Here is an 18,198-nt window from a genome sequence, read left to right as displayed (position 1 = left end):
CTGGAGCCCGCCTGATCCCCCCGATCAGGCGGGCTCTCTTTTTTGGAGATCGATAAAATTGTCTGCAACCCGATCACGGGCGGCAAACCCTGCGGACAAGAAGGCCGTGGTCTTAAACCTCGGCTTTGGAACCGGCATGCATCCTCACCGCAAAAGGTTGGGGCATTTCGCATGTCAATTTTCAAGGAGATCGTCGCGGCGATTGCGGGAGTCTACGCACTCCTGTTCGTCTGCGACGCATTGTTCGGCGTCGGCGAGACGCGCTTCGACGATTCCTATTACAGCGCCAGCTTCTACGCGCCGAAGCCGAAGGAGTTCCGCTTCGCCAGCGATACGCCGCCGGCGACCCGCGTCAGCGAAGCCTTCGCGCAGTTCTCGGCGGCCGAGGCCAAGCCGAACAAGCGCTACTCGTCGCTGACGACAATCATTCGATAGTTCACGCCGCCCGCGCCGGTGGCCCAGCGGCTGCCAACTCCGCCACTTCCTCGTCAGTGAAGACGCGGCTGCGGGTGAGAAACCGCACGCCCTCCGGCGCCTCGGCCGAAAAGCCGGAGCCGCGGCCGGGCACGACGTCGATGATGAGCTGGGTGTGCTGCCAATATTCGAACTGGGCGGCACCGATATAGAACTCGCAATCGGCGATCTTGCCGAGCAGCACGTCCTGGGGGCCGACGCGGAAATCCCCGACAGGATAGCACATCGGGGCCGAGCCGTCGCAGCAGCCGCCGGACTGGTGAAACATCAATGCGCCGTGCTGGGTCTTGAGGCGCGCGACGATCTCGGCCGCCTTCGGCGTGATCTCGACCCGATTGACCATGGTGCGAATCCTATCGACGAAAAAGTGGCTCAGGTGCGATGAACCGCACCTGAGCCAGGCGGCGAACAATCAGAAGAAGCCGAGGGCCTTGGTCGAGTAGCTGACCAGGACGTTCTTGGTCTGCTGGTAGTGGTCCAGCATCATCTTGTGGGTCTCACGCCCGATGCCTGACTGCTTGTAACCGCCGAACGCCGCATGCGCGGGGTAGGCGTGGTAGCAATTGGTCCAGACGCGGCCGGCCTGGATGGCGCGGCCGAACCGATAGGCGCGGTTGCCATTGCGGGTCCATACGCCGGCGCCGAGGCCATAGAGTGTGTCGTTGGCGATCGCGAGCGCGTCCTCCTCGTTCTTGAACTTCGTGACCGACACGACCGGTCCGAAGATCTCCTCCTGGAAGATGCGCATCTTGTTGTTGCCCTCGAAAATCGTGGGCTCGACGTAATAGCCTTCGGCGAGCTCACCCTCCATTTTGGCCCGCTTGCCGCCGGTCAATACTTTTGCGCCTTCCTGCTTGCCAATATCGAGATAGGACAGGATCTTCTCGAGCTGGTCGTTCGAGGCTTGCGCGCCGATCATGGTCGAAGCGTCGAGCGGGTGGCCCTGCTTGATCTTCTTGGTCCGCGCGACCGCCTTCTCCATGAACTTGTCGTAGATCGATTCCTGCACCAGCACGCGGCTCGGACAGGTGCAGACCTCGCCCTGGTTGAGGGCGAACATCGCAAAGCCCTCCAGCGCCTTGTCGAGGAAATCGTCGTCGGTCTCGGCGACGTCGGCGAAGAAGATGTTCGGCGACTTGCCGCCGAGCTCCAGCGTCACCGGAATCAGATTGTCGGACGCGTATTGCATGATCATGCGGCCCGTCGTGGTCTCGCCGGTGAAGGCGATCTTGGCGATCCGCTTGTTCTGCGCCAGCGGCTTGCCGGCCTCGATGCCGAACCCGTTGACGACGTTGATGACGCCGGGCGGCAGGATGTCCGCGATCAGCTCCATCACGGCGAGGATGCCGAGCGGGGTCTGTTCGGCGGGCTTCAGCACCACGCAATTGCCGGCGGCAAGGGCAGGGGCGAGCTTCCAGGTCGCCATCAGGATCGGGAAGTTCCAGGGAATGATCTGGCCGACGACGCCGAGCGGCTCGTGATAGTGATAGGCGACGGTGTCGTGGTCGATCTCGGAGATGCCGCCTTCCTGCGCGCGCACGACGCTGGCGAAATAGCGCCAGTGGTCGACGACCAGCGGCATGTCGGCATGGGTGGTCTCGCGGATCGGCTTGCCGTTGTCGAACGTCTCGATCAGCGCCAGCAGGTCGAGATTTGACTCCAGCTTGTCGGCGATCTTGTTCAGGATGCGCGAACGCTCCTGCACCGAGGTCTTGCCCCAGGATTCCTTCGCCTTGTGCGCGGCGTCGAGTGCCAGCTCGATGTCGGCGGCGGTGGAGCGGGGCACCGAGCAGAGCTTCTTGCCGGTGATCGGGCTCGGATTGTCAAAGTACTTGCCTTCCACCGGAGCGACCCATTTGCCGCCGATGAAATTGTCGTAGCGTTCGCGGATGAGGAGCGTTTTCGAAACCTGGTCGAGCGCTTGCTGGAACATGGCATTTCCTCCGTGGATTGATCGGCGTCTTTGCGCCTTGGATCTTGCGGTCTCGCGCGTCGTCGAACAGGCGCTCCGATTGCGGCGGAGCACGCAGCGCAAAACAAGCCAATCCGGAGCGTTCGCCGCTCCGGCAACGAGGGGAGATGTCAGATCATCCCGGCGAAACCACGCGAAGTCTGCGCCGGACCGAATGGTTCGTCAACGCTATATCCGATCAAATATGGCGTGCTGTCGCGCGGTATGAACGCGCAGCGCGATTTGCTGCGCTGCGCGTTCGGTAATGCGCTACTTCGGCAATGCGATCGGCTTGAGCGTGAACGGGCCGGGATCCTTGCTCTTGTTCTCGCCGATGACGTAGGACAGCTTGCCCTCCGCGACCCATCCGGTGTCACCGACCTGGGTGACCGAAACCGGCTCGGCGAGGCCGTCCTTGATCACCTCCACCTGTGCCGCGTCGCCGCTCACCGTGATCTTGTCGAGCCGGCCGGCGCCCTCGATCAGCAGGAAGCCATTGCCGAATGCGCGCAGCGCATCGGCATGGTCGAGCGTGCTTGATGGCTTCAGCTCGGTGATGGCGCCGGCCTTGCCGTCCTTGACCGCGATCCGGAACAATTTTCCAGGGATGAAGGTCGTCACATAGAGATTGCCGTCGGAACCGACGGCAATGCCGTCGAGGCCGACGCCGTCCTTGGCCGGCGCCAGCGCCGGATCCGTTGCCCAGACCTCGAGCGCAGTCGCGCCGGACTTGAGGCTATAGACGTAAGGCGCGAAGGAGTCGCTGATGTAGGCCGTTCCGTCGCTGCCGATCGCGATGTCGTTGCAGAAGGATTTGTTGTCCTTGAGCGCGAAGCTGCCCTTGGGCGCGCCGGTACGCAGGTCGAACGTCTTGAGGAACGCGCCTTTGCCGCTGCCGGGACTCGGAACGCCCATGCCGGAGAGGTCGTTCGAGCAGACGTAAAGTGTGCCGCTCTTCTCGTCGGCAAGCACTCCGAGGGTGGAGCGGCTGCCGCTGGCGCCGGGCGAGATGAAGGCGTCGACCTTGCCGGTCGGGGTCACCCGCGTCACGCCGCCATGATTGAAGCTGCCGACATAGAGCGCGCCGTCGCTGGTCGATGACACGCTTTCCGGAAAGCTCTTTTCGGGCAGGGTGACTGCCGCGCTTTGTGCCTGGGCAAGGCCTGCGCGGAATACGCTGGATGCGAGGATAGCGACGGCCGCACCGAGCGTGCGACCGGTCGTGAGCGTTTCTCCCTGCCTGCGCGAACGCAAGGCATTGTCGTATTTTTTCATGATTGCGATTCCTGACGAATAAGAAGGGACTATTCTTCAGAGGCGAGCTTTGTCGGCCGTTTTGTCGCGTGCAGCTGGCGGATCCTTTTGCTCCTCCCCGGTCCGCCTTGCCGCAATCGATATATACCAGTAAATATAGCGAGACGAAGGCCGAAGACCGGAAGAGCAGAGGATCCCACGATGTCTCGTCACGTTGTGCCGATGGGCGAAGACAGCCGCAGCGTCGATGCGCCCCGCAGGTGCTTGAGTTGTAACGGGATCATCGCAGGCCTCGCGGATCAGGATCTCGGGATTGGCCTCGACATCAAGCTCGGTCTGGTCTCGGACGAATGCGCGTTGATCTGCAACGCGTGCACCGCAAAATTGATCGAGGCAGGGCCTCCGGCCGGAAGGCCCGTCACGCGGCGGAGGTAAGCTCGTGGTCGAAGCGGCTCGATAGAACAAAGGACAAAGCGTGAAGCAAGGACAGGCAACGCCTTCGGAGCGGCGCATGGCGCTGGTCGAGGCGGAGAAACGCGCGGAGACGCTCTTTGACGAGATCGAAGGGCGCAACCTGATCCGGCCGGGCCGGACCGAACGCGAGATCGAGCAGGAGATTTATCAAATCGCCCTGGACCGGTTCGGCGTCGAGAAGCATTGGCACAAGCGCATCGTGAGGGCCGGAGAGAACACCTTGACCCTGGCCGCGGACAATCCGCCGGTCCGGGAGATCGAGGCCGACGACATCGTCTATGTCGACCTGGGCCCGGTGTTCGAGGATTGGGAAGCGGACCTCGGACGTACGTATGTGTTGGGCAATCATCCCGGCGGGCCGCTGGTCGCCGCGCTCCCGGTCGTGTTCGACCGGATCCAGGCCCACTATCACGCCTCCCCGGATATGACGGGCGAGGGTCTCTACGCGTTTGCGCAGAAGGCGGCCGAGGAGGCGGGATGGCGGTTTGGCGGTGTCATCGCCGGCCATCTCGTCAGTGAGTTCGCGCATGCGCACATCCCCGGCGACAAGAACCTCAATCGTATCATGCCCGGAAATGATAAGCGGATGCGCGATCCCGATGAGCTCGGTAGGGAGCGGCACTGGATTCTGGAGGTCCATCTGGTCGAGCCGAACGGCTCCTATGGTGGATTTTACGAGCGGCTGCTCTAGAACGGTGGCGCGCCGGTCAGTCCAAGAAGAAGGTCAATCCATGCGAGCCTCACGCTCCGTCGTCTCTGCGTTCCTCGTCGCGATCAGTGTCTCCTCGGCCAGCGCCGAGCCAGCTCGCGTTTATGCGGCCGGCAGCCTGGTTGCTCCCTTGAAGCAGACGATCAAGGCGGCCGGCCTCGACGCCTCGCAAATCGCCGATCCCGTCTTCGGCCCCTCGGGCGGCCTGCGCGAGCGGATCGAGAAGGGCGAGGCCGCGGATCTTTTTCTGTCGGCCGATACGGCGCATCCGCGCACGCTGGCAGCCGAGCGGCCTCAGGCATTGATTATCCCGTTCGCGCGCAACAATCTCTGCCTGTTCGGCCGCGAGGCGGTGGGGCTGACTGAGGCCAATGCACTCGAGACGATGCTGGACCCCAAGATGCGTCTGGCAACCTCGACGCCGCTCGTCGATCCCGGTGGCGACTATGCTTTTGCGGTGTTCAAGCGGGCGGAGACAGTCCGCGCCGGGGCTGAGGCTGTGCTCAGCCAGAAGGCCCTGAAGCTGATCGGAGGCCCGGGCGCCATGAAGCCGCTCGAGGGGCACTCACCGGCCGCCAGCATCTTCCTTGCCGATAAGGCCGATCTCCTGCTGGTCTATTGCAGCGGTCAGCAGCAGACCTTGCGCGAGGTTCCCGGCTTGAAGGTGTCGCGGCTGCCGCCGGAGATCGATGTTGTCGCGACCTATGGACTGGTGCTGCTCACGGACAATCCGGCCGCTGCGCGGCTTGCGCTGTTCCTGCTGTCGGACAAGGGGCAGGGCATTATTGCCGAAAACGGTCTTGTGAAGATCGCTCCTTCCGAGCGGTGATAAGAGCAGACTCATGATCCTCTATCTGCTGGCCTATCTCGGTGGCGTCCTGACCATCGTGAGCCCCTGCATCCTCCCGGTCATCCCCTTCGTGCTGGCGCGCGCCGATCGTCCGTTCCTGCGGAACGGCCTGCCGATGCTGATCGGCATGTCGCTCGCGTTTGCCGTCGTCGCGACGTTGGCGTCGGTCGCGGGAGGCTGGGTCGTCTCCGCCAACCAATATGGACGTGGCGCCGCGCTGGTCCTGCTCGCCTTGTTCGGTCTGACGCTGGTGTTTCCGGAGCTGGCCGACCGCCTGATGCGGCCGCTGGTGGCCATTGGTGCGCGGATGTCGCAATCGGCGAGTGAGCCGGGCGAGGACAGCCTTGTCGCGCCGTTCGTGCTCGGAATTGCCACCGGCTTTCTCTGGGCGCCCTGTGCGGGTCCGGTGCTCGGCCTGATCCTGACCGGCGCCGCGCTTCAGGGCGCCAACGCCGGAACCGCGCTGCTGCTCCTGGTCTATGCGGCGGGCGCCGCAACCTCGCTGGCGCTGGCTTTGCTGGTCGGCGGCCGCGTCTTCGCCGCGATGAAGCGCTCGATCGGCGCCGGCGAATGGATCAGGCGGGGCGTCGGCGTGGCCGTGCTCGCGGCTGTTATTGCCATCTCGCTCGGCCTCGACACCGGCTTCCTCACCAACCTCTCGGTCGGCAGCACGACGTCGCTGGAGCAGGCGCTGCTCGACAGACTGCATCCGAACACGAAGACCGCGATGACTGATACGTCGATGCAGGCGAAGCCGGGCGGCGAGAACGCGTCGGATATGCTCATGGTCGAGGATCTCGATCCCAAGCTCGCCGGTGCGCAGGAGTGGCTGAACTCGCCGCCGCTGACCTTCGAGGCGCTGAAAGGCAAGGTCGTCCTCGTCGACTTCTGGACCTATTCCTGCATCAACTGCCTGCGCTCGATCCCCTATGTCCGCGCCTGGGCGGAGAAATATCGCGACCGCGGCCTCGTGGTGATCGGCGTGCACGCGCCCGAATTCGCCTTCGAGCGCAATGTCGCCAACGTCAAGAATGCGGTGTCGACGTTGAAGATCAGCTATCCCGTCGCGATCGACAATGACTACAAGATCTGGCGCTCGTTCGAGAACCAGTACTGGCCGGCGCATTACTTCATCGATGCCAACGGCAAAGTCCGTCACCATCATTATGGTGAAGGCGAATACGCGGAGTCCGAGCGCGTCATCCAGACGCTGCTTGCTGAGGCCGGGAACAAGAACGTCCCGTCCGACATCGTCGCGGTCAAGGCATCGGGCGCGGAGGCGGCGGTCTCCGACGGCGCCGAAGTCAAATCGCCCGAGACCTATGTCGGCTATGATCGCAGCGAGAATTTCGTCTCACCCGGCGGTGTGGCGAAGGACGAGAGCCACGTCTATGCTGCGGGCGAGCCGCAGCTCAACGACTGGTCGCTGACCGGCAATTGGACGGTCGGCCCGGAGCGCGCGCAGCTGAACGCGCCTGATGGCGGCATCGTCTATCGCTTCCATGCCCGCGACCTGCACCTGGTGCTCGGTCCCGCCACCGAAGGCGCCAGCATCCGCTTCCGCATCACCATCGATGGCAAGCCACCCGGCGCCGCGCATGGCATAGACGCGGATGCCGAGGGCAATGGCATGGTGACGACGCAGCGGCTCTATCAGCTCGTCCGGGCGCCGGACACGGTCGCCGACCACACCTTCGAGATCCGCTTCCTCGATCCTGGCGTCCAGGCCTACGCGTTTACGTTCGGCTGAGCGAGTGGTCGCCGGGATGCTGTCCCGCGCGTTGCGGAATCAGCAGCAGACAAACCACCATGAACACTGCGATCACGGCCGAGGCCAGTGGCCGGCTCAGGGCAAGTCCGCCGTGATCGAGCGGCTTGTCGAGGAAGTCGCCGACGGTCGCGCCCAGCGGTCGCGTCAGGATGAACGCGGCCCAGAACAGCGTGACGCGTGAGACGCGAGTCCAGAAGTAAAGTGCTGCGATGACGGCCAGGCCGCTCGCGAAGATCAGTGCGCCGCCGCGATAGCCCATGTCGCCGGTGTCGGCGATCCAGTCGCCGAGCGCGGTGCCGAGCGTCTGCGAGAAGGTGATGGCGCCCCAATAGAAGGCCTCGACCCGTGGTGTGCTGACGCTGTTGACCGAGATCGTTCCTTCGGTGCGATACCAGAGGCCGAGCACCAGCACAAGGCAGGCGAGAAGGAGCGTAGAGCCGCCGGTGTATCCAATGCCAAGTGAACGGTCGGCGAAATCGGCCATCGTGGTGCCGAAGGTGGTCGAGGCCACGATGGTCGCCCAATACAGCGCCGGATTGAATTTGCGCGCACGGATTTGTGCGGCGACCAGGACGATCATCGCCGCCAGGAACAGGCCTGTGCCGGCGAGGTAGCCCCAGTTCAGCGTCATCGTGACGGTGTCGCCGCCAGTCTCGCCCAGCGTCGTGGCGGCGATCTTGATGATCCAGAAGCCGAGCGTGACCTCGGGGACCTTGCTTTCGCTGAGGAGGCTGCTCTTTGCGTAATCTTGCATGGTGTTCCTCGTTGTCGCCTCACGCCTTGGCGACGCTATCCATGATCGCGAGCAGATCGGTGATCGCCTGCTTGCATTTTGCGGCATCCGGCGTGCTTGCGCGCAGCGCCTCGAGTGCGCGATCGATCGCCTTGTCGACCGTGTGCCAGTCGGCCGCCGCGCGCGGCTTCAATCCGGCCTCGGCCTCGTCCCATCTGGTCTCGAGGTCCTTGATCCTTGTCTTGGCACCGGGCAGGTCGCCCTTGTCGACCAGGGCGGCGACATCGACGACGATGCTGCGGAATGGGGTGAGGTCGCCGAGCTTTGCGGTCGCGGCTTCCGCGAGCGGGACGAAGGTGAAGTGCTGGCTCGCATTCATGTTTGGTTCGCCGGAGAAGGTCGTCACGAGGCAAACGGCAAGCACGGGGATGAGTTTCATCGGTCTCTCCTGGTGTAGCTCCTGCGTCGTGCAGGAGCGTTCAAATGCTGTGATTGGGTTACTGCGCCGGGCCGGCGCGGCGCGCGCCTTCGCCCTCGAACGTCACCCAGGCAACGAGGCCGACGATCACGGTGAGGAAGACGATGCTGGTCTGGATCGTGCCGAGGCCCATGCCGCCATACTCGTGCGACTGCGACAGAAGATCGCCGAGCGATGCGCCGAGCGGACGGGTGAGGATGTAGGCGAGCCAGAACGTGAGGACGGGATTGCCGCCGATAGCGTAAGCCAATGCGACCGCGACGATCAGCGCGCCGAAGGCGACGACGCCGAGCTGGAAACCAAGGCCGAGTGCTTCGGTCGCGAGATCGCCGGCGGCAGTGCCGAGTGCGAAGGTGAAGAGGATCGCAAGCCAGTAGAATAATTCGCGCCGTGTCGAGACGATGCTGTGGATCGACAGCGTACGCTCGATGCCGTACCAGACCGCGAATGTTGCGGCGAGCGCGGCGGCGAACGCGGCGGTGCTGACATAGAGGCTGATCTCGAGCTTGTCGGTCAGGAGGTCGGTGAGCTGGGTGCCGACGATGCTGACGAGGACGACGGTGAGCCAGTAGATCCACGGCACGTAGGCGCGGCGATTGAGTTGCGCGAGGAGTGCGGCAGTCAGCAGGCCCGTCATGCAGATCGCGGTCACGCTCGCGCCGAGGCCGACATGCACCGCAAGATAGTCGGCGCCGGTCTCGCCGACCGTGGTCGAGAGGATCTTGATGATCCAGAAGATCGCGGTGACCTCCGGAACCTTGTTCAGCATCTGCCTTGCGCCAAAGCCTGAATATTGCGACACGCCCAAATCTCCCGAAGCCGAAGCGATGCCCGACCGTCGCGCAGGCGACTTAGGCCCGGCTTAGGGGCGGGAATTTTCCGAGCAGGGTGATCTTCGCCGCAATTTGGGCCCGCTGGAGCGTCCTAACTCTGCCCTAAGTCGGAATGGGCATGATTTTGACGGCCGGATGGCCTGGCGATTTTGAGGATCGAATCTTGCGGGTTTTGCTGATCGAGGACGACAGGATGGTCGGAGCTGCCGTCGAACAGGCGCTGAGAGACGCCGCCTACGCCGTCGACTGGGTCAGGGATGGCGAGACCGCGTTGCTCGCCGCGGCAAGCGAGTCCTACGAGGTGCTGCTGCTCGATCTCGGTCTGCCGAATGCCGATGGTCGCGATATCTTGCGGCGACTGCGTGCGGATGGCCGCAAGCTTCCCGTCATCATCGTGACGGCGCGCGATGCACTCGACGACCGGATCGAGGGGCTCGATCTCGGCGCGGACGATTACCTGGTCAAGCCGTTCGAGATCCGCGAGTTGCTGGCGCGGATGCGCGCGGTGACGCGCCGCGAAGGCAGTGGCGCGCCTGCAGTGCTTGGCAACGGCAAGCTCAGTCTCGATCCCGCGACCCGCGAGGCTTCGCTGTACGGCCAGACGTCCGTTCTGACCGCGCGCGAGTTCGCTCTGCTCCAGGCCTTGTTGGCGCGGCCCGGTACGATCCTGTCGCGGAGCGAGCTCGAGCGGCAGCTCTACGGCTGGAACGAGGAAGTCGAAAGCAATGCGGTCGAATTTCTGATCCACACCATCCGCAAGAAGCTCGGGACGGAGGCGATCCGTAACGTGCGCGGCATGGGATGGATGGTGGATCGCGCGCCATGATCAAGTCGCTGCGCGGCCGGCTGTTCATCAGCTTGACGGCGATTGTCCTGCTGACCGGTCTGGTCGGCGGCGTATTTGCACACCGGTGGGCATTCGACGAGGCCATCGAGACGCAGGACTCCGTCCTGATCCAGATCGCGGGTCTGGTTCAAGGCGGCGGTCTCACGGGAACCCAGGACCTCCATGGGGTCGATAAGGACTCCGAAGTCTGGTTGATGGAATTGGGCAAGACGCCGCAAGGCACGCAAGAGGAGCGGCAGTTGTGGCGGCTTCAGGACGGGATGCGCGACGCGACGCGAAAGGGAAAGCCGGTCCGCGTGGTGCTGCGGACGCGGTCCGACGGCAGCCGCTTTGCGGTGGCGCAGAGCACGGGCGTTCGTGATGAGATCGCGGGCGACATGGCGTTCCGTACCGTACTGCCGATTGCGGCGCTCATCCCCTGCCTGATGCTGATGATCGCCTTCGTCATCGCGCGATCGTTGCGCCCGATGGTGCGTCTGGCAGGCGATCTCGATGCCAGGCCCGCGGATGACATGACGGCGCTCCCGCTTCACGACCTCCCGAGCGAACTCAACCCGTTCGTATCCTCGATCAACGGCTTGCTGCGCCGCGTGCACGACATGATGGAGCAGCAGCGCAGGTTCATCGCCGATGCTGCGCATGAGCTGCGGACACCGCTGACGGCACTGAGCCTGCAAGCCGAGAATCTCGATCAGGTCGAACTGCCGCCTGTGGCGCGCGAACGGCTTGCGGCGCTCCGGCAGGGCATGCGCCGCAGCAAGCATCTCCTGGAGCAATTGCTGGCGCTGGCACGGCACGATGCAACGCCTTCCGATCGCGCCCAAAGCGAGGTCGTGGAACTCGATCGCGCGGCGAGAGGGGTGATTGCCGATCTGTTGCGGGACGCGATCAGCCGTGGCGTCGATCTCGGCTTCGCACGAGCCGAGCCTGTACCGGTGCGGGGCGAGCCCGTCATGCTCACCGCCATGATCCGAAATCTCATCGACAACGCGCTCCGGTTCGCGCCGGAAGGTGGCAGGATCGATGTGGCGATCTACCAGGACGGTGCGACGGGTGTGCTTCAAATCGAGGACACCGGGCCCGGCGTTTCAGCCGACGAGATCGATCGGATCTTCGAGCCGTTTTTCCGGGGGCATCGTCCGGAGGGCGAGGGCGCGGGCCTGGGCCTCGCGATCGTGAAGCGGATCGTCGATCGGCTCGGTGGGTCGATTGAAGCCGTGAACATGACGGAGGCCGGGCGAACCGGATTGCGTGTCGTCGTCAAATTGCCGGCGGCAACCGTCTGACGCTCACTCGCCCTGGATCCATTCCGCCACGCCGCGCCACAGCGTGTCGCGGTGCTCGGGGCGGAAGAAACCGAAATGGCCGATCGCCTTGGCGCCGACGTCGGACGGCTTCACCGTCAGCACCTCCGGCTTGATCGCGCTGAAGCCGGACGTGAGCAGCTCGACCGCCGGCCGCGTTGCCCAGGGATCGTCGGAGAAGCAGAGCGCGCGCAGCTCGCCCTTGAACTTTGTAAAATTCTCCAGCGCCGGCAGCTTGGAATCGAACAGATAGCGCGGGCTTGAGACCCAATCGGCCCATTGCAGGAAGACGCCCTTGGGCAAATCCTCGCCGATGCCGACCCAGCCCGGCGCATAGCCGAGCGCGTGGACCAGCGGCACGCCGACGCAATTCATGAAGGCGAAGACGCGGTATTTCTCCGGCGACGTCATCAGCCGCCAGGTCGCGGCCTGCGAGGCCACGAACGCCGCGCGCGAAATCTCGCTGTTGTTGTCGATCAGCCCGAGCGCCTGGCCGCCGAAGGAGTGACCGACATAGGCAAGCGGCAGGCCATGATAGCGCTCGCGCATCCAGCGTACCGCGGCGGTGACGTCCTGCGCGGCCCAGTCGGACATCGAGGCCTTGAAGCCGACCAGCGATTTCGGCTGGTTGTAGCCGACCATCGCCGGCTGCCGGGAGTCGCCGATGCCGCGATAGTCGTAAGTGAGTACCGCGCAGCCGCGATGGGCGAGATAGGAGGCAAAGCTGCGATAGATCTTTCGCGGGACGGCGGTCGCCGAGTTGATCAGGACGGCATGGCGCTTGGCGCCACGCGGCAGGAACAGGGTGCCGGTCAGCGCATACCCGTCGGTCGCCGGGAAGCTGATCTCGTCGATGAAAACGTCGTCCAGTGGCGCGTCCATGGGTGGAAGCTGTCTTGCCGGTTTCCTCTGCCACCCCCAGCAAATGCGAATTCAGCTTTTCCCGCAAGGGTTTGCGTCACAAAATGGATTTACAACTGGCGGTGTCGCTTTAGCCTGTGTATAAGGCGGCCCTCGCAACCCACAGATCAGGTTGCACTTTTTTGCTTCACGGAGAGATTGCGATGTCCGAGCGGTGGACGCCCGAGTCCTGGCGCAGCAAGCCGGTGCTACAGGTGCCCGATTATCCCGACGCCAAGGCCCTGGCCGACGTCGAGGCGCAGCTTGCAACCTTTCCGCCGCTGGTGTTTGCCGGCGAGGCGCGCAATCTGAAGAAGGCGCTGGCCCGTGTCGCGGCCGGCGACGCCTTCCTGTTGCAGGGCGGCGATTGTGCCGAGAGCTTTGCCGAGCACGGCGCCAACAACATCCGCGATTTCTTCCGCGTGCTGCTGCAGATGGCGGTGGTGCTGACCTATGCCGGCGCGGTGCCGGTGGTGAAGGTCGGCCGCATCGCCGGCCAGTTTGCAAAGCCGCGCTCGTCGCCGACCGAGAAGCTCAACGGCGTCGAGCTGCCGAGCTATCGCGGCGACATCGTCAACGACATCGCCTTCACCAAGGAAGCGCGCGTGCCGGATCCGCAGCGCCAGCTGATGGCCTATCGCCAGTCTGCCGCGACGCTGAACCTGCTCCGCGCGTTTGCGACCGGCGGCTTCGCCAATCTCGGCAGCGTGCATCAGTGGATGCTCGGCTTCCTCAAGGATAGTCCGCAGTCCCGTCGCTACAAGGAATTGGCCGACCGCATCTCGGACGCGCTCAACTTCATGCGCGCCTGCGGCCTCGATCTCGAGAGCCATCCGGAGCTGCGCGCCACCGATTTCTACACCAGCCATGAAGCGCTGCTGCTCGGCTACGAGCAGGCGATGACCCGCGTCGATTCCACGACCGGCGACTGGTACGCGACCTCGGGCCACATGATCTGGATCGGCGACCGCACCCGCCAGCTCGATCACGGCCATGTCGAATATTTCCGCGGCATCAAGAACCCGATCGGCCTGAAGTGCGGTCCGTCGCTGAAGCCGGACGAGCTGTTGAAGCTGATCGACGTGCTCAACCCCGACAACGAGCCGGGCCGGCTGACGCTGATCAACCGCTTCGGCTCCGACAAGGTCGCCGACCATCTGCCGGGCCTGATCCGCGCCGTGAAGCGCGAGGGCAAGGTGGTGGTCTGGTCGTGCGATCCCATGCACGGCAACACCATTACCTCGACCACGGGCTACAAGACGCGGCCGTTCGATCGCGTGCTGTCGGAAGTGAAGTCGTTCTTCACCATCCACGCCGCGGAAGGGACGCATGCCGGCGGCGTGCATCTGGAGATGACCGGCCAGGACGTCACCGAATGTATCGGCGGCGCCCGCGCCATCACGGACGAGGATCTCAACGACCGCTACCACACGGTCTGCGATCCCCGCCTCAATGCCGAGCAATCCATCGACATGGCCTTCCTGGTCGCCGAACTGCTGAAGCAGGAACGCGCCGGCAAGGTCAGGCCGATGCCGGCCGCGGCGGGGCTCTAAGACCTTGCTGCGGATCTGGAAGGCCACGATCAATTCCCGCAACGGTCTGGCCTTTGCGTTCCGCTCGGAACAGGCCGTCCGCGAGGAGATTTTTGCGCTGATCCTGTCGCTGCCGGTGGCGTGGTTCGTCGCCGCCAGCGCGACGCGCGCGGTCGAGCTGGTTTGCTCGGTCGCCTTCGTGCTGGTGGTCGAGTTGCTCAACACCGCGATCGAGAAGCTCGCCGACCGCCTGACCATGGATCACGACAAGCAGATCGGGCGGGTCAAGGACATGGGCTCGGCCGCGGTTGGCGTTGCGCTGCTGATGGCCGGCGCGTTCTGGATCATCGCGATCATCGAACGTCTGGGGTTCCTCTAGCTGGACGAGGCGGCCATGACCGAACGTCTCAACGCATTCGCGGTCACGCTCGCCCAGCTCAATCCGACCATGGGCGATATCGAGGGCAATGCCGCGAAGGTTCGCTCGGCACGCGCGCGAGCCATCGCCGATGGCGCCGATCTCGTACTGTTCCCGGAATTGTTCATCGCCGGCTATCCGCCGGAAGATCTGGTGCAGAAGCCCGCGTTCCAGGCCGCCTGCCGCTCGGCTATTGAAGCGCTCGCACGCGAGACCGCCGACGGCGGCCCGGCATTGCTGGTTGGCACGCCCTGGGTCGAGGATGGCAGGCTCTACAATGCCTGTGCGCTGCTCGACGGCGGCCGCATCGCCGGCTTGCGCTTCAAATGCAATCTGCCGAACTACGGCGTGTTCGACGAGAAGCGGTTGTTTGCGCGCGGGCCGGCGGCAGGCCCCGTCACCGTGCGCGGCGTGCGGATCGGCGTGCCGATCTGCGAGGACATCTGGCTGGAAGAGTCCGAGGACTACGAGAACGTGGTCGAGACACTGGCCGAGACCGGCGCCGAGATCATTCTGGTGCCGAACGGCTCGCCCTATGCCCGCGACAAGAACGATGTGCGTCTGTCGGTGGCGGTCGCGCGGGTCACCGAGAGCGGCTTGCCGCTGGTCTATCTCAACCAGGTCTGCGGTCAGGACGAACTCGTGTTCGACGGCGCGTCGTTCGCGCTCAACGGCGATCTTTCGCTCGCCGCGCAACTGCCGGCGTTCGAGGAGAACGTCACGACGTTGCGCTTCATCAGAAACGGCGGCGATTGGCGTTGCACGGGTCCGATCGTGGAGCAGCCCGAGGGCGACAAGGCCGACTATGCGGCCTGCGTCCTCGGCTTGCGCGACTACGTCAGCAAGAACGGTTTTCCCGGCGTGCTGCTCGGCATCTCCGGCGGCATCGATTCCGCACTCTGCGCGGCGATCGCGGTCGATGCGCTCGGCGCCGACCAGGTACACGGCGTGATGCTGCCTTATCGCTACACGGCGGCACACTCGATCGCCGACGCGGGCGAGCTCGCCGGCCATCTCGGCATCCGCTACGAGGTGTTGCCGATCGCGGAAGCGGTGGGTGGGTTCGAGACCATCCTGTCCGGCATCTTCAAGAACCTGCCGCCCGATATCACCGAGGAAAACCTCCAGGCCCGCACCCGCGGCACGCTGTTGATGGCGATCTCCAACAAGACCGGGCTGATGGTGGTGACGACAGGCAACAAGTCGGAAATGTCGGTCGGCTACGCCACGCTCTATGGCGACATGAACGGCGGCTTCAACCCGATCAAGGATATCTACAAGACGCAGGTGTTCCGGCTGGCGACCCTGCGCAATGCATGGAAGCCCGACGGCGCGCTGGGACCCGCGGGCGAGGTGATCCCGCCCGATATCATCACGCGCCCGCCGACGGCGGAGCTGCGTGAGAACCAGACCGATCAGGACTCACTGCCGGCCTACGAGGTGCTCGATGCGATCCTCGAGCGTCTGGTCGAACGCGAGGAGCCGCTCGACCAGATCATCGCCGCGGGCTTCGACCGCGAGACGGTGACCCGCATCGACCATCTCCTCAACGTCGCCGAATACAAGCGCCGCCAGGCCGCGCCCGGCGTGAAGGTGACGCGGAAGAATTTCGGCCGCGACCGCCGCTATCCCATCACCAACCGCTTCCGCGACCGGGGCGAGACATTGCCCGCGCCCGACGAGACCCTGGTCTCGCGCGGCAGCAAGGCATCGATCGACGCGTTCGAGGGGTAGGGTAGGCTGACCTTTGCGGTACCTCTCGTACCGCGGGCGAGATGGGCGCCATTGCGCCCTCGCCCCTTGCGGGAGAGGGCAGCACGGTCGTCGAAACGAATTCAGTCGGGTGAGGGGTTCTATCCGCGTACTCTTATGTACACATGCGAGCGCGGATAGAACCCCTCATCCGGCGCCATAGCCGATGCGTAGCATCGGCGTTCTCAAGAACGGCGGCCGAAGGCCGCCTTTGCCACCTTCTCCCGCAAGGGGAGAAGGGAAGTAAGAAACCTTACTTCTGCTGCTGCGGCAGGAAGCTGGGTCCGACCGAGCGGATCGGCTTGTTCTCCGACGCGGCGGTGGTGCTCGTCTCCGCAGGCGGCGTCGCGGCCGGAGCCGTCGCCGTTGTCGGCGCAGGAGCTGCGCCCTTCTTGGCGTTCGCCGGCGCGCCCTTGGTGAGCTGCCGCTGCTGCATCTTCTTGGCGCTCTCCTCGGTGACGATGATGTCGCCCTGCTGCTCGACGGCCGCCTTGTCATCGGCCGATTTCAGCGCGTCGGCCCAGGTCTGGCCCGCCGCTTTGCAAGAGCAGGACGGGTTGAACTCGCTGCGGAATTTGAAGGCGGTCGGCAGCGCCGTGTAGGGCTGGCCGCTGATGGACACCGCCGAGCTCATGTCCTCGCCGGGATTGCGGTGGGCATAGAGCACGGCTTCGGCCGCCGGGCACAGCGCCTTGCAGGTCTTCTCGTCGTCGGGGAAGCGCGCCGGCACGGTCGCAAACGAGATCGGGAAATAGGCACCGTCGCACGTGCGCACGCACACGGTGCGATAGGTGCCGGACTGCGGGCCGCCGAGATCGGCGGGTGGCGCGCCCGGCGGATTGTTGGGGTTGTTGCCGCCGTTGAACAGATTGCTCAGGAAGTTGCCGCCCTGCGACTGCGCGGCGTTGGCGTATTGCGGGCCGCAATTGTTCTGGGCAAGCGCAATCAGCACCGAGCGGCGCTGGCTGTCGCGTTCGGGGCTGCCGCCGCCGGGACCGCCACCGCGCAGGCGTTCGAGATTGCCGGTGATCTGGTCCAGATTGGCGCGCATCTGCTGGATCTGGGTGTTGACCGGGCCGCATTGCGCCGACTGGCCGTTGAACAGCGAGAAGAAGCCGGAGGAATCGCAGCCCATGCGCTTGGCTTGCATGGTGACACGATCGAGCTCGGCTTGCTGGCGGGTCTGGGAATCCTGGTAGCGGCGGATCTGGTCGTCGCGCGCAGGATCGCTGCTGCCGCCGCGGTCGAGCGCGGCGAGCTGTCCTTCCAGCCGCACGCACATCGGGTTCGGTCCGAGACCGCCTTGGGCGGGCGGAGGCGGCGGTGCGCCGGGCGGGCCGGCCTGAGCAAAGGCGTTAGTGGCGAGCACGACGCTGAGAAGCACGGTGCAGGCAAGCAGGGAGCGGGGACGGGACAGAGACAAAAATTCAGGCATATCCGCCATTCTAGCGATGTCATGGCCCCAAGTGACTTCCAATGTGATTTGGGGGGCCGAAGCGCGCCCTCCAATAGCCGCTTCCTGCGGCATCGTCACGTCGTTTCAGGGGCCGCAAACGGGTCCTAAAGTCCGCCAGTTCCGAGCGAATTCAGCGCTGGCAGGTGATTGCGACATATTCGTCGCAATGGCCATGGGAGCAGTTTGCGCCGGATTTGGGGACAGACCCGGTAATTTCATCGGGATCGACCCGGCGGTAGGCCGATGCCTGCGCAAAGTCCCGTGACTGACAATAGGTGCGGGCGACCTGCGCACCGCATTTCTCGCCCTTGGCCAGGCATTGGTCGACGCCGTAGCCGTCGGCCTGGTTGGCGATGATGAAGACGCGGGTCTCGGCGAAGGCGCTGGATGCCGCAAGGATGGAGGCGCAGGAAATGAGCGCGAGCAGGGACCGCATGAAAACACCTTGGGGCAAAAGGAGGA

General features: G+C 64.6%; 19 protein-coding genes. 10 read left to right on the top strand and 9 right to left on the bottom strand.

Features of this window, described 5'->3' with window-relative positions; genetic code table 11:
• Positions 1 to 171: 171 nt before the first annotated feature.
• On the top strand, positions 172 to 435 hold the full coding sequence (locus tag QA645_RS26375) for a hypothetical protein (protein WP_254130684.1): 264 nt from the start codon (positions 172 to 174) through the stop codon (positions 433 to 435).
• Position 436: 1 nt separating this feature from the next.
• Here QA645_RS26375 and QA645_RS26370 read toward each other — a convergent pair whose 3' ends face one another.
• The 3 genes from QA645_RS26370 to QA645_RS26360 form a co-directional block, all read right to left on the bottom strand.
• Positions 437 to 817, bottom strand: coding sequence for a DUF779 domain-containing protein (locus tag QA645_RS26370; RefSeq protein WP_283044455.1), 381 nt, complete (start codon positions 815 to 817; stop codon positions 437 to 439).
• A gap of 69 nt (positions 818 to 886) precedes the next feature.
• Positions 887 to 2,407 (bottom strand): aldehyde dehydrogenase, encoded by a 1,521-nt coding sequence (gene adh / locus QA645_RS26365; RefSeq protein WP_254193148.1) that lies wholly within the window; start codon positions 2,405 to 2,407, stop codon positions 887 to 889.
• A 288-nt stretch (positions 2,408 to 2,695) separates the two neighbouring features.
• Positions 2,696 to 3,700: a hypothetical protein gene (locus QA645_RS26360; RefSeq protein ID WP_283044454.1), complete on the bottom strand. Its 1,005-nt coding sequence runs from the start codon at positions 3,698 to 3,700 to the stop codon at positions 2,696 to 2,698.
• Positions 3,701 to 3,880: 180 nt separating this feature from the next.
• Here QA645_RS26360 and QA645_RS26355 point away from each other — a divergent pair, with 180 nt between their 5' ends.
• The 4 genes from QA645_RS26355 (at position 3,881) to QA645_RS26340 (ending at position 7,462) form a co-directional block, all read left to right on the top strand.
• Positions 3,881 to 4,114, top strand: coding sequence for a hypothetical protein (locus tag QA645_RS26355; protein ID WP_254193150.1), 234 nt, complete (start codon positions 3,881 to 3,883; stop codon positions 4,112 to 4,114).
• 76 nt (positions 4,115 to 4,190) lie between these two features.
• Positions 4,191 to 4,844 (top strand): M24 family metallopeptidase, encoded by a 654-nt coding sequence (locus QA645_RS26350; RefSeq protein WP_254193151.1) that lies wholly within the window; start codon positions 4,191 to 4,193, stop codon positions 4,842 to 4,844.
• Positions 4,845 to 4,884: 40 nt separating this feature from the next.
• On the top strand, positions 4,885 to 5,691 hold the full coding sequence (locus QA645_RS26345) for a substrate-binding domain-containing protein (protein ID WP_283044453.1): 807 nt from the start codon (positions 4,885 to 4,887) through the stop codon (positions 5,689 to 5,691).
• A gap of 13 nt (positions 5,692 to 5,704) precedes the next feature.
• On the top strand, positions 5,705 to 7,462 hold the full coding sequence (locus QA645_RS26340; RefSeq protein WP_283044452.1) for a cytochrome c biogenesis protein DipZ: 1,758 nt from the start codon (positions 5,705 to 5,707) through the stop codon (positions 7,460 to 7,462).
• Here the strand turns inward: QA645_RS26340 and QA645_RS26335 are convergent.
• The 3 genes from QA645_RS26335 to QA645_RS26325 form a co-directional block, all read right to left on the bottom strand.
• Positions 7,449 to 8,237 carry a hypothetical protein gene (locus QA645_RS26335; protein ID WP_254130693.1) on the bottom strand — a complete coding sequence of 263 codons (789 nt, stop codon included), beginning with the start codon at positions 8,235 to 8,237 and terminating at the stop codon, positions 7,449 to 7,451. The genes QA645_RS26340 and QA645_RS26335 overlap by 14 nt on opposite strands.
• A gap of 19 nt (positions 8,238 to 8,256) precedes the next feature.
• Entirely contained in the window at positions 8,257 to 8,595 is a 339-nt protein-coding gene (locus QA645_RS26330) for a hypothetical protein (protein ID WP_283053339.1), read from the bottom strand.
• A gap of 118 nt (positions 8,596 to 8,713) precedes the next feature.
• The gene (locus QA645_RS26325) at positions 8,714 to 9,463 is read right to left on the bottom strand and encodes a hypothetical protein (protein WP_283053338.1); all 750 of its coding nucleotides are present in this window, start codon (positions 9,461 to 9,463) and stop codon (positions 8,714 to 8,716) included.
• A 227-nt stretch (positions 9,464 to 9,690) separates the two neighbouring features.
• Here QA645_RS26325 and QA645_RS26320 point away from each other — a divergent pair, with 227 nt between their 5' ends.
• Entirely contained in the window at positions 9,691 to 10,353 is a 663-nt protein-coding gene (locus tag QA645_RS26320) for a response regulator transcription factor (RefSeq protein ID WP_254130694.1), read from the top strand.
• The gene (locus tag QA645_RS26315) at positions 10,350 to 11,660 is read left to right on the top strand and encodes an ATP-binding protein (RefSeq protein ID WP_283044451.1); all 1,311 of its coding nucleotides are present in this window, start codon (positions 10,350 to 10,352) and stop codon (positions 11,658 to 11,660) included. Before QA645_RS26320 ends, QA645_RS26315 begins: the two co-directional genes overlap by 4 nt.
• 3 nt (positions 11,661 to 11,663) lie before the next feature.
• Here QA645_RS26315 and QA645_RS26310 read toward each other — a convergent pair whose 3' ends face one another.
• Entirely contained in the window at positions 11,664 to 12,560 is an 897-nt protein-coding gene (locus QA645_RS26310; RefSeq protein WP_283044450.1) for an alpha/beta fold hydrolase, read from the bottom strand.
• Positions 12,561 to 12,742: 182 nt separating this feature from the next.
• Here QA645_RS26310 and QA645_RS26305 point away from each other — a divergent pair, with 182 nt between their 5' ends.
• From QA645_RS26305 to QA645_RS26295, 3 genes are read left to right on the top strand one after another with little or no spacing between them, the layout of a single operon-like run.
• Positions 12,743 to 14,131 (top strand): 3-deoxy-7-phosphoheptulonate synthase class II, encoded by a 1,389-nt coding sequence (locus QA645_RS26305; protein ID WP_254130697.1) that lies wholly within the window; start codon positions 12,743 to 12,745, stop codon positions 14,129 to 14,131.
• A 4-nt stretch (positions 14,132 to 14,135) separates the two neighbouring features.
• Positions 14,136 to 14,489 carry a diacylglycerol kinase gene (locus QA645_RS26300; protein ID WP_254130698.1) on the top strand — a complete coding sequence of 118 codons (354 nt, stop codon included), beginning with the start codon at positions 14,136 to 14,138 and terminating at the stop codon, positions 14,487 to 14,489.
• 15 nt (positions 14,490 to 14,504) lie between these two features.
• Positions 14,505 to 16,262, top strand: coding sequence for an NAD+ synthase (locus QA645_RS26295; protein WP_254130699.1), 1,758 nt, complete (start codon positions 14,505 to 14,507; stop codon positions 16,260 to 16,262).
• A 271-nt stretch (positions 16,263 to 16,533) separates the two neighbouring features.
• On the opposite strand, the gene QA645_RS26290 is transcribed toward QA645_RS26295, so the two are convergent.
• A complete protein-coding gene (locus QA645_RS26290) occupies positions 16,534 to 17,724 on the bottom strand; it encodes a DUF2865 domain-containing protein (RefSeq protein ID WP_283044449.1) in 1,191 nt (396 codons plus the stop codon).
• A 142-nt stretch (positions 17,725 to 17,866) separates the two neighbouring features.
• On the bottom strand, positions 17,867 to 18,172 hold the full coding sequence (locus QA645_RS26285) for a hypothetical protein (RefSeq protein WP_254130701.1): 306 nt from the start codon (positions 18,170 to 18,172) through the stop codon (positions 17,867 to 17,869).
• Positions 18,173 to 18,198 lie beyond the last annotated feature (26 nt).

The organism is Bradyrhizobium sp. CIAT3101, from assembly GCF_029714945.1.
GTDB lineage: Bacteria > Pseudomonadota > Alphaproteobacteria > Rhizobiales > Xanthobacteraceae > Bradyrhizobium.
The sequence above is the reverse complement of the archived record's forward strand: the minus strand, read 5'-3'. Positions and strand labels throughout refer to the sequence as shown.

Coding starts and splice junctions, on each gene's coding strand:
- QA645_RS26345 (WP_283044453.1), top strand. CDS start 4,885: ATGCGAGCCTCACGCTCCGTCGTCTCTGCGTTCCTCGTCGCGATCAGT.
- QA645_RS26370 (WP_283044455.1), bottom strand. CDS start 817: ATGGTCAATCGGGTCGAGATCACGCCGAAGGCGGCCGAGATCGTCGCG.
- QA645_RS26290 (WP_283044449.1), bottom strand. CDS start 17,724: ATGGCGGATATGCCTGAATTTTTGTCTCTGTCCCGTCCCCGCTCCCTG.
- QA645_RS26375 (WP_254130684.1), top strand. CDS start 172: ATGTCAATTTTCAAGGAGATCGTCGCGGCGATTGCGGGAGTCTACGCA.
- QA645_RS26305 (WP_254130697.1), top strand. CDS start 12,743: ATGTCCGAGCGGTGGACGCCCGAGTCCTGGCGCAGCAAGCCGGTGCTA.
- QA645_RS26360 (WP_283044454.1), bottom strand. CDS start 3,700: ATGAAAAAATACGACAATGCCTTGCGTTCGCGCAGGCAGGGAGAAACG.
- QA645_RS26340 (WP_283044452.1), top strand. CDS start 5,705: ATGATCCTCTATCTGCTGGCCTATCTCGGTGGCGTCCTGACCATCGTG.
- QA645_RS26335 (WP_254130693.1), bottom strand. CDS start 8,237: ATGCAAGATTACGCAAAGAGCAGCCTCCTCAGCGAAAGCAAGGTCCCC.
- QA645_RS26355 (WP_254193150.1), top strand. CDS start 3,881: ATGTCTCGTCACGTTGTGCCGATGGGCGAAGACAGCCGCAGCGTCGAT.
- QA645_RS26315 (WP_283044451.1), top strand. CDS start 10,350: ATGATCAAGTCGCTGCGCGGCCGGCTGTTCATCAGCTTGACGGCGATT.
- QA645_RS26310 (WP_283044450.1), bottom strand. CDS start 12,560: ATGGACGCGCCACTGGACGACGTTTTCATCGACGAGATCAGCTTCCCG.
- QA645_RS26285 (WP_254130701.1), bottom strand. CDS start 18,172: ATGCGGTCCCTGCTCGCGCTCATTTCCTGCGCCTCCATCCTTGCGGCA.
- QA645_RS26350 (WP_254193151.1), top strand. CDS start 4,191: ATGGCGCTGGTCGAGGCGGAGAAACGCGCGGAGACGCTCTTTGACGAG.
- QA645_RS26295 (WP_254130699.1), top strand. CDS start 14,505: ATGACCGAACGTCTCAACGCATTCGCGGTCACGCTCGCCCAGCTCAAT.
- adh (WP_254193148.1), bottom strand. CDS start 2,407: ATGTTCCAGCAAGCGCTCGACCAGGTTTCGAAAACGCTCCTCATCCGC.
- QA645_RS26325 (WP_283053338.1), bottom strand. CDS start 9,463: ATGCTGAACAAGGTTCCGGAGGTCACCGCGATCTTCTGGATCATCAAG.
- QA645_RS26330 (WP_283053339.1), bottom strand. CDS start 8,595: ATGAATGCGAGCCAGCACTTCACCTTCGTCCCGCTCGCGGAAGCCGCG.